Below are 10,733 nucleotides of genomic sequence, written 5' to 3'. Positions count from 1 at the left end.
TCAAGTGGACGTCGCCGCACTTCCAGCGGTCGGAGTGGGTCATCGGCGGACTGCCGTCCGGTTACGACGCCGACCCCGAGCTGATGGACGACTGAGATGATCGGGACGCTCTTCCTCTTCCTTCTCCTTGCCCTCTATCTCGCCTACCTCAAGTTCGCGAAGAAGGAGGGTGCTCGGGGCGACGCCCAGGCGGCGTACGAGTGGGAGGAGCGTTCGGCCATGCCGCGGGTGATCGCCGAAGGCAGGCTGCTGCTGTCGGAGGAGTACTTCCGGACCGAGGTCCCCAGGCGACTGGGGGCTCGTTTCGATCAGGTCTTCCTTGGCGCCGATGGCCTGGTCTACCCAGTCGACACCAAGCGCCGGAAGAAGCGGCAGATCCACCGATACGACCAGGTTGAGCTGTCCGTACAGGGCGCAGTTCTGCGTCACGGACGGATTGCCGTCGTCAACGGACAAGCCGTTGCTCCGTTCGGGTTCATTCGCCTAATGGTGGATGGCTCACTGGAGTATCGACGTGTGCCGCTGCTCGGTGACGACGAGCTGGCTCACCTGCACGACCGCTACTACGACCTGCACGCAGGGAAGGTTGAGGCGAACGGCCCGGACAGGGCGGGCGCATGTGCCAAGTGCGCTTATCTCCAGTCCTGTCCGACTGGGCGCGAACGCCTGGGCATGTGATGGATGGTTCGTTCGTCCCGACAGGACTCGCATCGGCGGCAGCACTCATCGCCGGCACCCTTGTGACCTTGTCCCCACTCGCACTCCCGCTGGCCATCCTTGCCAAGTCGGCACGGGACATTGCTCGCGCGGTTCGGCGCCGGCGAGCCCGTCCGGGCCAAGCCCACTGATTCTTTCTCTGGAAACCCTCTTTCATCGGCCGCCTGGCCGAGGGATGTCCTCATGCCGTATGCAGCCACTGCCTTCCACCTGTTGATTGCCTTTTGCCTCCTTAGGCTCGCGCGCCGGGTCGGTCGTAACCCACGGGTCGTGGTGATCATCCGGGGTCTGCGTCCTCGCCACTTCGCCAGGGCGGTTGTGCTGATTGTGGCCGTGGCTGTGTGCGCTGGCCTCTTGCTCACCATTCCGGGCATGCAGTGGGGGTGGTGGTTTGTCCTCACTGGACGAGAGAAGGAGGGGGTGATGCCGACCGCGAGCGACGATCACGCCGAGGCGCTGACCTTGGTTCTCTCTCTGATCGTCCTTGGGATCTTCGTCCTGTGCGCACCGATGCTCGCCCACTGGGAGGAACAGCAGTACCGGCGTCGAAGCGAACTTCAGTCTCGACAGGACCAGTTCTTCCGACAGCTGCGTTTCGGCCTGGCCCACCTTGTCATGGGAATTCCGGTCGGGTTCGCTCTCGCCCTGACGGTGGCCGGCCTGGGGTTCACTCGGGCATACCTTGTCGGCGGCGGACGCGCGGGGCATCGGGGGAGGGGAGTGCTGGAAGCGACCCGCACGCACCTGGCCTACAACTGGCTCGCTGCCGGCACCGCTATCGCGTTCCTCCTCTCATCCCTTCCCTGGTGACCCGCTCGTACCTACCGGGGAGAACCGCCGGGACGGCAATCACGGTGCATGGCCATGCGGCAGAGATGCGGCCACTGCTTTGGGCGACTTCCGCGCTCATGGCAGACTCTCCACTGCTGCTTATCCTCCGCAGCGACATCGGGCACTCACCCGGACGCAAACCCGCGTCGCCAACGGACAACGATAGGTAGGTCGGTCCAAGTGGAACAGAACGAAACCCACATCCTCGTACGAAACGTCCAGCGACTGATGCGATGCCACGACCTGACCTTGGTGCAGCTGTCCGAGAAGTCGGGCGTATCCAAGAGCCTGCTGGGATACCTGGTGAACTACCGTGGCCGAGAGGATCGGCATCCTTCGACGAAGACGGTGGGCGCGATCGCTAGCGCCTTCGCCCTGACCCCGTGGGAGCTAATGCACCCCGACCTCCACATCCCGGGGGATTCGGACGAGAAGTAGCAGAGGGCGGAGAGCGTCACACTCGCGCGGCAACTGGCCGGCTCCGTCCCGGCAATCCTTCAACCGTCCGCACCGGACCTCCATTTCTTACGACTCTTGCCGATATCGGTGGGCAGGTTGGTGCGCGCCGGAACGATCATCGTTCTGGCCAGCGCCGCGGCCTCATAGCAACTGGAGGCCGAGGAGACGGATGACCATGGATAAACCGAAGAGGCGCGGGTTTGGGCGGTCTTGTAACGACTCTATCGTCTCTCTCGTCTGCCTGGCTGGCTCGATGCTCATGGCCGGTCTTCACGGGATCGGCGCTGCATGGGTTCCGTCATTCCCCTGGGTCGTGTTGGCAATGGTGGCAGCGGTATCGGGATCGGTGATCTACCTGGTAACCCTCTTCGCGCCGATTCACTGAACGTCAGGACGCCGCTGGATTAGGACCGGCCCGTGAGCGGCCGTACGGTGGTGCGGACCGCCAAGGAGATTTGAGGTATGTGGACAAGGAACCCGAGCGAGATCGCGTCGCTACCGGACGAGCAATTCTTCAACGGTGCCAGCGCCGCCCAGATTCAGGCGCAACGCTCTCGCGTGGAAACCGCTCTGCAGATGGTGAACGCCAACCCGTCAGCTGAGGCCATCAGTGCGGTGTGCCACTTCATCGATCTGGCTGGTGGACCGAACCTCACGCCCCAGCAGATGCTGGCGATCTACTCGCTCTATCCCTCCGAGCGTGGCCGCCTGGCCCTGCGCGGCTGGGGAGACCCTGAAGTTCGCGAGGACGCCCTTAACGTCGTGACCAACTTCTTTCTTGGCTCCCGATGGCCGGCGCGGGGGGAGCTGAGTTGCATGGAGGAGCACACGTCCTTCATGGCCAAGCTCCGGCGGGTCGCGGCGTGCTTCGGTTACTGAGCAACCGTCGCCGAGCGGCATGACCTCCGAGGAGATGGAAGTGGAACAACAGGAACAGCCGCCCGTACTGAGTTATAAGCCGGAGCGTCCACGCTCACGCCATTTGACGACCGCTACCCAGTCGCTTGCGGACTTCGAGCAGGCCGCGCCGCGCGAGTCCATGGGTTTCATAGAGGAACGTCTGCGCCGAAACCTCAAGCGATATCGCTTCCGTGGTGAAGCGCTGGAGCAGGAGCTGCAGCGCATCGTGCGCGGGCCCGAGATTAAACGCCTGGAGGACGTGGTTACCGGCGATATCGAGCTCTATCCGTTCGGCTGGCCCAAGACCAAGATGAAGCGCCTGATGAAGCGCATCTTTCACGGGCGCGGTCGCCGCATGCTGCTGGTCTATGACAAGGCGTGGCACTTGCTACCGCCGATGGCGCTCTCGCATGAGGGTACGTAGCCGGCGAAATGGAACAATCGGAACATCGCGCCGCCGAATTAACGTCAACTGTCCCATCACTTTTATGAAATTAAGAATTCCTCCCCACGCTTCCCTTCTCGCGATCGGGATGCCCCTGTTGGCAGCTCTGTTGGTGATGTGCGTCGACGCCGATCTGGCTCGGCAGGCTTTTCTCAAGGCGACTACCGCAGACGTTCGGAAGCTCGTCATCGGCCTCGCCACCTTTGGTGTCGCGATCGCCTACATCTTCGATCCTGGGGAGCGGGTACGCGAAGCATTCAAGGACGAGGTTCCCACGGCGAGCGGACTCAGCGGAACGGACGGCGCGCGGCACGATAGGGCACGGGACTGGTGGCTGAGTTTGCCGTCTGACGGGCAGGAAGGCGCTATCAGAGAGATGCAGCTGCTGATTCGTGCTCCCAACGTGCCTGAGCGCTGGGCCATCAAGGAACTGGCGGGCGAACTCGCGGAGTCGCTGCATTCGGAAGGCTCGGACTTCCTGGACCGGCGCTTGGCCCAGGTGCTTCGATGCGAGCTCAATGGACTGAAGCCCAGCCAGTCGACAGAGGACGCTATGCAGTTGCTCCGGCAGCGGTTTGGCGGGACACCTTCCACATGCGAATGGGACGTCCGCTTCGGCCCACTCGAGGGAGGCGGGCATCGCGCTTGGATAGCCATTCGCTTGCCGGCCAAAGGCAATAGAGAGCCGCGGTGGCGCAAAAGTCATGTCGGCTGGGGGCCAACTGAGGCAATTGCCATCGTCCGCGCCGTGCTGGAGCGAGAGTCTTGGACTTGGACGCCATGAGAAACGTTCTCCCCCGTCTTGTCGGGGCATTCATGCAGTGGGTTGATCGCGCCGTTCCCACGAGTGCGACCCTTCCGTGGGTGCACGACTTTCTCCTCAAGCTGGTGGTTGTGACTCCTGTCGTCTGGGTGGTGCTATGCATCGTCGACCGAGCGGCGACCACCCGAAGTAAGGAAGTCGTGCAGCGTTGGATTTTGAGAGCTGCGCGGCGAGATGAGCGAACGTATCAAGTGCGTCTGGGGCTAGCGGTCGTCGGGCTCGTGTCCCTGTTCACCGTGGCAGCCCGCTTTGCCAACTCGGCTCACGACGGCGGCAATCTTCAAATCGCGGTCGGTGCCGGCGCCACGGCCATTCTGGCCGTGATCCTCACCATGTTCATTCGCCAATACCCGGCTCTCACGGTGGGGAGACGCGTCGTTTCGCTACGCCATGACGGAAAGGGGACCTGGAGCCTGCACGTCCGGCGTGCTGGCGCGTGGGGATTCGTGGTGCGGCGTTTGCCGAAGCGGGCGAACAGCATTCGGACGGTGTCTGCGGCCCTGCAGATAATGGAGCCGGCACTATGGGCCGCGGGTATTGCCCGCATCCGAGCTACCACACCGGATGCGTCGCACATGCGCGCACCAGTCCGGAAGAGTGCCCTCGTGGCACGCCGGGCAAAGGCGATCGCATGGTGGGCAGAGCGAATGCCTCGCTGGCATGTGCGGACACCACCGCCGAAGCGATGGGGAGCGTGGGCATCCTTCTGGTTCGCGGTAGCGCGACTGGAATGTCCACACCGGACGGTGGAGCGGGGAGTCATCTTCGACATCAAGTCGGACGTGGCCTTGACCAGCGTGACGTCAGGGTCGCGGACGTCGCCCTAGCCTCTGAACCAGCGCCACAGCGAAAAAGTGATCCACAGCGAGACTAGGAAGCTGTGCCGTGCGCGAAGACTGATCAATGAGTGTTCTCACAGCCATACCAGGAAGACGGAAATCATGAGCAGCAAGCGAAACGAAGTTGACCTGCACGAGGTTCTGAAGCGTCGGGCCGGGACAGTTGAACCCGTCTACATCGACGGTCAAATCAATCCCGCCGTAGAGGCGGTGATCGATGCGGTCGCGGAGGAGCTGGGCACGCCGGTGCGCATCATTCAGCTGGTCGATCTCGATACCACCTCCATTCAAAATGCGAGTCAAGATCGCACACAGGCAGCTCTCGCCAACTCGAACGTTCAGCTGACCTTGAAGGGCTAGACGTGATACCGCTGCCGGCGGCAGAATCCGCTGCCTGACGGATTGTCGGTCCCGTGTGAGCTGGCCCGGGTTGTTCGTCGCCTGTGGACGGGCAACCTGCCACTGCCTGAGCCCGTACGGTTTACGCCGCGCGGGCTTTTTAGTGTCTTACTGTGCTCCGTCGTGAAGAAGCTGGACTAAGTTTGCCGGGAGCGAAGGTGAAAGAAAGTCGAAGTCTCTCCAGCTGGACGACGACCATGACCGACAAAGCCCCGATCATCACCTTCAAGAACCTATCCGAGCATCGCCGCATGTCGGAAGAGACGATGTGCTTCGATGGCACCATGTATATCGACGGCGTGCGCGTGGCGTTCATCGAGAACACCGGCAAAGGTGGCATGACCGACATCACGCCTGTTGAGGCTTCGGACGAGGTTATGGCACTGCTGGCCCGCGCGAAGGCCTTCGCACTGACGCAGACGTGGGAGTACGAGGGCAAGCCGGAGCCATACGGCGATCTGGAGTCCTATATCGACCAGCTTGTCGCGGACGAGGTCACGCGTAAGGACCTGACGCGAAGCTTCAATCGTGACGTCAAGGCCAAGGTCGTGGTCGTGATCGACGGTGACGTGTACAGCTTCAAATGCGCCTTCAACGAGGCTAACTGTGCGGCGATCCGTAAGAAGCACGGCGAGCGTGTGCAGATCCTCAATGCAGTGCCGCGCGACGAAGCGCTAAAGCTGTACATCGCCACAGTGATCGAGTCGTCCAAGCGAGCCAATCGGGGCAGCTGACCGAGAGCCGCGGCCCCGAGCCGCCCGGCGATGAGTCCAGGCCGGCTTCGCTGCAACCGTGAAGGGTAACCGGTTAGCGCAGTTTCGAGCCGCGCTTAGGTACGAGAGCGACCATGAAGTACTTTCCTTTTGGGAACCTCACGCGATATCCGGCGCGTCGCGGCTTGTTGCCCATGTTGTGCCATGGATCCATCCAGCCAGAGGGCGTCTTCAGCATGTAATGGTGCGAGTCACGCCGACCGTCTGCAGCACCTACACAAACGATGGTTCCGTTCCGGTAGTTCGCTTGGGCCGGCTCCTGCCAGTCGGCAACCATGTAGATCCGGTGCTCCTGCAAAGCGAGCGCAATCTCATGAAGCTCCAGACCTTTCGGAGTGGCGCCGATGCGAGCGCCTTTGACCTTCTCAAGTAGCTCTTTCGCCTGCTCGTAGGGCGTGGCAGTCAGCGACGCGACGCACGCAACCCCGCATCCCCATTCGTCTAGGTCTTGCGAGACGAGGTCGTAGCGCGTGGTGGTTGGAGCCTTGCCGCTTCGCATAATGAATCTCTTTTCAGTACCCAGTCGGAGTATAGACAGGCAGGCGCAGCGGTAGCGGGCCGTTGCGAAGTGGCCGCATCTTTGGTCGTGTGCTCGGCGGCGCACTATGTTGGTACCCACAGAGATGGAGTCAACCATGTCGGCCGAGCAGAAATACATCGTGTGCGAAATCACCCTTCAGGTGCAGAACGAGCAGGCCCTGCGCGCCGAGGCCTGCGACATCGCGCGTTTCCGCGGTTTGCCCCTGGAACAGGCACGCGAATATCTCGACCCGGACAAGCAAACCATTGAGCAGTGCGCGAACCTGCTGCTTGCACCGCCTCACACGCCGGCGGGGACCGATGTGTTGGGTGTGATCTGCGAGGCAGCGGACGAGCTGTACGGGTAAAGTCACTTGTCGGGTGTAGTCAGGGACGCCGGCTTGACCGGCTTCTCTCTTTGGCGCGCGTCGCCTTCCATCGCCTAACGGCCGCCCGGATGGTGCGCGCGCGTTCCAGCTGGTCGGCGGCGAGCCTGCGTGCGACCCGTCGGCAGAAGACTGGCGCCGTCTCGAATCCGTTCTTGTCCAGATTGCAGGTGCGGCACGCGAGCACGATGTTGTCGACATCATGCGTCCCGCCCTTCACGAGCGGTGTCATGTGGTCGCGGTGAACCAGGGCGCTGATCCCGGGCGTGGCCAACGGATCGCCGCAGTAGTAGCAGAGGCCGCCTTGCGCCTCGAGCAACGGTCTGACGTGCGCGGCGGTGAAAGGGTCCGATGCCGCCCGCTCCGCGATCGCTCGCTTCTTCTGGCGGATCCTCACGTTCTCTTTCCACATGCGCCGCGACATAGCCAGGTGCACAGACCACGGCATCTGCAGCGCGTGGACACCTTCCTGGCTCAGGCACTGTGCGTGTCCATCCAGTGACGACGCGGTCCGGCCGCAGGTGCGGCACGATGTGAGCCTCAGAAGATCGTCGAGTAGGGAAACGCTCAGCGCCTCCGGGTCTCCCGGCGCTACGATGTAGAGCTGGAACTGCCACATGCCCGCCGAGCCCATCGACTTGGGCTCCATGGCGTAACGTGTCACCGGAACGCGCTTGACCATCGGTCCCCCTCTCATTCTGGGTCGGCGGCCCGGGCCAAGTGTAGAACCAGTTCCATGTTTGCCGCGCCGGCCACGGCCGCATCGTCTGCGCACGATCTGCGAACTAAGGGCGGCGGCATGAATTTCGAAAGGCTGATGGATGTCGCGGTGCGCCAGGCCCGCAAGCACGCCAAGACGGTGCTGAGCGTTCAGGAAAACCGCATGGCGCCGGACTGGGGCATCACTTCACCGCTGCGCCGAGTCCAGGCGCTGGCGCGCGTCCTTCAGGGTCGGATTGAGTCCGCAACAGACAAGGGCGTTGAGAGCGCCATCTTCTGGCACGGCAAATGGCTGTGTCACGCGGCCGCGCGGACGTGCCTGGAGGTGTTGCAGGCCCGCGCAGATGAGCTGGACCCTGCAGGAGCCGCGGCATGAATGCGAAGCTTCGGACTTCTCCGGTCCGCCGCGGTGACGTATTCGTTTTTGACGAAACGCGATACGCCACGGTCATCGAGACCTACCCCGGTGGCCGCTCACTAGTCCGAATCTCGGGGACGCTCAATGGTAAGCCTTCGCTGCGCGTGGGCGACATGCAGGTCTGCGTCCTCAAAACACTGCCGAGGGTGGGCAGGGCGCAGTGCCTGGACGGCTACTACGCACCTCTGGACCACGATGCGTTGGACAAGAGTATGCGGGCATGAGCTCATCGGAACTACCAAGGAGGATTACCGTGGGGACATTTGCGATCTCGGTGTGCATCGGCTGTGGCTGCAACGACGTGCGCGCGTGCTGCAACGAAGTGACAGCACAGCCGTGCGCATGGATCCGCATTGACCGGGACGCTCGCCGCGGGGTCTGCACAGAGTGTGAGCACATGGCGGCGCAGTGGGATGCCTGGGAGTACGCGATGCAGTTGCCGATGTGAGCGTCCAGAGGTGGCCAGCAGGTTCGTGGGTGCGTGGGAGCTTGGCGTATTCGTAACCGGAAACCGGCCTTTGCAACGCTTCCCTTTTCCAGAATGGCGAGCCTCGTCACCTGGGACGATGTCATCCAGTTCGGGCCAGGCCTGAGACCCAAGAAAGGGAGAGCAGATGAAACGAATGCTGAAATGGCTGCCCGTCGTGGCCATCGTCGCCAGTGGCTTCGCCCATGCACAGTCATGGGACGGGTACGTAGAAGTGCCGGCGAAAGCGGCTGAGCCGCACCGCTGGTACACGTGCAGAAAGGGAGCCGAGTTCCCATCGATGCCGCCGCCGGGAGCCCCAAAGTGCGTCCGCGCCGGCCTGGCCCACACGTACGACGGGGACGCGATCCCCATGAGCCTGCAGGAACTGCTCGACGAGCACTTCCGCGCACCGGCTGGCTACAGGGCCGTCGCCGTGGGCCCGCTTCCCGCGATCTCCGGAAGCGCGGCAAGGGTGAAGGACGCTTCGCTCTACGTTGCCTATCGACTTGAGCGGCAGGGCTTCTGAGCCTCGAATCGGGAGAGACCAGGCCGGGCAACTCAAGAACTTACGCGGCGGGCCGAGACAGTGTCCGCCGCTCTAGCGTTTGGCGGCCGCGATCACGGAGTACCAGGTGAAAGGAAGATCGAAGCAGCAGAGTCCCGCGCACGGCGATTCACAGGTTTCCGATGCGGAACTGGCGCGTTGCACGGGCGAGGAGTTGGCCGAGGTGATCCGCGACGCGCGGAAGCTGAAGCGCAAAGTGCTGGCCGAGAAGCGGTCCCAGTTGCGCCAAATGATATTCGTGCTGATTCAGCAGCAGGGCCTCCATCCCGAGGATGTACTGCCGGAACTCGTCCACACAGGACGGCGCCCTCCAAAGTACCGTCATCCGACGCTTCCGCTTCTCACCTGGTCGGGCGATGGCGAGCCGCCGCCCTGGTACCTGGATTTCCTCGCTTATGGGAACAGCAAAGAGCGGCTACTCGTGGAGCGGTCCCGACCGCTCGAAGTAGCCACCGGAAAAATTCGCACCGTGGCCAGGCCCGAGACCCGGCGCACCTTGTTCCCCAACGTGCAGCACCTAGCGCGCAAGCTCGCGACCGTCGCGTCCAGCTGACTCGCGCCGACTGAAAGTGGCTGAACTTTGGGTCATCACCGCTGATGCCAGCATCGAGAGTGACTTGAAACCGCACTGAGGTTCACGGCATGGTCGACACGGCGCTTCCCACGACGCTGGAGCAGCTCTTTCAGTTCGCCAAAGCGAAAGTTGACGGGGCGGGCATATCCGGCTGCGAACGATTCATCTACGGCCTGATTGTCAGTTGCACCGGTGAGCATTTCGACGCCTGGGCGCAAGCTCCGTGGCGCTGCTTTCACTGCGATGAGGTCTTCGCCGACCGTGCCGCTGCCGCGACCCACTTCGGGACGCATGAGCGGCATCACCCGGGTTGCCAGATCGACGTGGCCGAATATCGCCGCATGGAGGCGGAGCGCAAGGCTCACCGCGATGAGGACGCGCAGATCCATCGCGAGATGCGCCGGCAGGACATCGATCACGCCCAGGCATTGCGGCGTGCTGAGGAACAGGGATATGCGCGAGGTCTGCAGGTCGCCTATGCCGGGCAGGCTGGCCGAGCCATCGGCGAGTTGACCAACGCGCTGCGCGAGCTGCTGAACCCGGGGATGACCAACAAGCGGGACCAATGGCCCGAAGTTCTGCGTGCGCGGCAGGTACTAGCGGCTTGCGATGCCGACTTCTTCGGTGCGGCAGTGCCATCTGGCTGGCGCTGGGAGATTGTGCCCAGCTCTCTGGCGGACATGGCCCATGCCCTTCGGGTGAAGAGCTTCGACCACATCGGCGCCGACACCGACGACGGTGAGCTGGCCCTCACGGTGCGCTCGACCGAGTGGTGGACCGCGTCACGATGGGTCAGTGACCCCACGATGTTCCACCTCAGCGGCCCGGACAACACCGAGTGCGACGTGCGTGAGGATGATCGGTCGGAGGAGGGCAGGTTCCTCAGCGTGCTCGCG

Annotated in this window: 16 protein-coding genes; 14 read left to right on the top strand and 2 right to left on the bottom strand. The window is 63.0% G+C overall.

Features of this window, described 5'->3' with window-relative positions:
* Positions 1 to 96 precede the first annotated feature (96 nt).
* The 8 genes from JHD67_RS19955 (at position 97) to JHD67_RS19920 (ending at position 6,147) form a co-directional block, all read left to right on the top strand.
* Positions 97 to 678, top strand: a complete 582-nt coding sequence (locus tag JHD67_RS19955) for a hypothetical protein (RefSeq protein ID WP_199041145.1) — start codon at positions 97 to 99, stop codon at positions 676 to 678.
* A 222-nt stretch (positions 679 to 900) separates the two neighbouring features.
* Positions 901 to 1,527, top strand: coding sequence for a hypothetical protein (locus tag JHD67_RS19950; protein ID WP_199041143.1), 627 nt, complete (start codon positions 901 to 903; stop codon positions 1,525 to 1,527).
* Between the two features lie 249 nt (positions 1,528 to 1,776).
* On the top strand, positions 1,777 to 1,986 hold the full coding sequence (locus tag JHD67_RS19945) for a helix-turn-helix transcriptional regulator (RefSeq protein ID WP_199100920.1): 210 nt from the start codon (positions 1,777 to 1,779) through the stop codon (positions 1,984 to 1,986).
* A 483-nt stretch (positions 1,987 to 2,469) separates the two neighbouring features.
* Positions 2,470 to 2,886 (top strand): hypothetical protein, encoded by a 417-nt coding sequence (locus JHD67_RS19940; protein WP_199047491.1) that lies wholly within the window; start codon positions 2,470 to 2,472, stop codon positions 2,884 to 2,886.
* A 19-nt stretch (positions 2,887 to 2,905) separates the two neighbouring features.
* On the top strand, positions 2,906 to 3,331 hold the full coding sequence (locus tag JHD67_RS19935; RefSeq protein WP_199047489.1) for a hypothetical protein: 426 nt from the start codon (positions 2,906 to 2,908) through the stop codon (positions 3,329 to 3,331).
* Positions 3,332 to 3,449: 118 nt separating this feature from the next.
* Positions 3,450 to 4,136, top strand: a complete 687-nt coding sequence (locus JHD67_RS19930; RefSeq protein WP_199047487.1) for a hypothetical protein — start codon at positions 3,450 to 3,452, stop codon at positions 4,134 to 4,136.
* A 980-nt stretch (positions 4,137 to 5,116) separates the two neighbouring features.
* Entirely contained in the window at positions 5,117 to 5,374 is a 258-nt protein-coding gene (locus JHD67_RS19925) for a hypothetical protein (RefSeq protein WP_199047485.1), read from the top strand.
* 236 nt (positions 5,375 to 5,610) lie between these two features.
* Entirely contained in the window at positions 5,611 to 6,147 is a 537-nt protein-coding gene (locus JHD67_RS19920) for a hypothetical protein (protein WP_199047483.1), read from the top strand.
* A gap of 73 nt (positions 6,148 to 6,220) precedes the next feature.
* Here the strand turns inward: JHD67_RS19920 and JHD67_RS19915 are convergent, their stop codons facing one another.
* Complete coding sequence (locus JHD67_RS19915; protein ID WP_199047481.1) at positions 6,221 to 6,685, bottom strand: hypothetical protein; 465 nt, start codon at positions 6,683 to 6,685, stop codon at positions 6,221 to 6,223.
* 136 nt (positions 6,686 to 6,821) lie between these two features.
* Here JHD67_RS19915 and JHD67_RS19910 point away from each other — a divergent pair, with 136 nt between their 5' ends.
* Complete coding sequence (locus JHD67_RS19910) at positions 6,822 to 7,073, top strand: hypothetical protein (protein WP_199047479.1); 252 nt, start codon at positions 6,822 to 6,824, stop codon at positions 7,071 to 7,073.
* A gap of 19 nt (positions 7,074 to 7,092) precedes the next feature.
* Here JHD67_RS19910 and JHD67_RS19905 read toward each other — a convergent pair whose 3' ends face one another.
* Positions 7,093 to 7,773 carry an HNH endonuclease signature motif containing protein gene (locus tag JHD67_RS19905; RefSeq protein WP_199047477.1) on the bottom strand — a complete coding sequence of 227 codons (681 nt, stop codon included), beginning with the start codon at positions 7,771 to 7,773 and terminating at the stop codon, positions 7,093 to 7,095.
* A 54-nt stretch (positions 7,774 to 7,827) separates the two neighbouring features.
* Here JHD67_RS19905 and JHD67_RS19900 point away from each other — a divergent pair, with 54 nt between their 5' ends.
* From JHD67_RS19900 to JHD67_RS19880, 5 genes are all read left to right on the top strand, one after another.
* Positions 7,828 to 8,187 (top strand): hypothetical protein, encoded by a 360-nt coding sequence (locus JHD67_RS19900; RefSeq protein ID WP_199047475.1) that lies wholly within the window; start codon positions 7,828 to 7,830, stop codon positions 8,185 to 8,187.
* Positions 8,184 to 8,453, top strand: coding sequence for a hypothetical protein (locus JHD67_RS19895; RefSeq protein WP_199047473.1), 270 nt, complete (start codon positions 8,184 to 8,186; stop codon positions 8,451 to 8,453). Before JHD67_RS19900 ends, JHD67_RS19895 begins: the two co-directional genes overlap by 4 nt.
* 390 nt (positions 8,454 to 8,843) lie before the next feature.
* Complete coding sequence (locus tag JHD67_RS19890; RefSeq protein WP_199047469.1) at positions 8,844 to 9,224, top strand: hypothetical protein; 381 nt, start codon at positions 8,844 to 8,846, stop codon at positions 9,222 to 9,224.
* Between the two features lie 106 nt (positions 9,225 to 9,330).
* Complete coding sequence (locus JHD67_RS19885) at positions 9,331 to 9,816, top strand: H-NS histone family protein (RefSeq protein WP_199047460.1); 486 nt, start codon at positions 9,331 to 9,333, stop codon at positions 9,814 to 9,816.
* A gap of 89 nt (positions 9,817 to 9,905) precedes the next feature.
* The coding region (locus JHD67_RS19880) for a hypothetical protein (protein ID WP_199100919.1) at positions 9,906 to 10,733 on the top strand (828 nt) is incomplete at its 3' end.

This window comes from Dyella sp. ASV21 (assembly GCF_016428975.1).
GTDB lineage: Bacteria > Pseudomonadota > Gammaproteobacteria > Xanthomonadales > Rhodanobacteraceae > Dyella.
The sequence above is the reverse complement of the archived record's forward strand: the minus strand, read 5'-3'. Positions and strand labels throughout refer to the sequence as shown.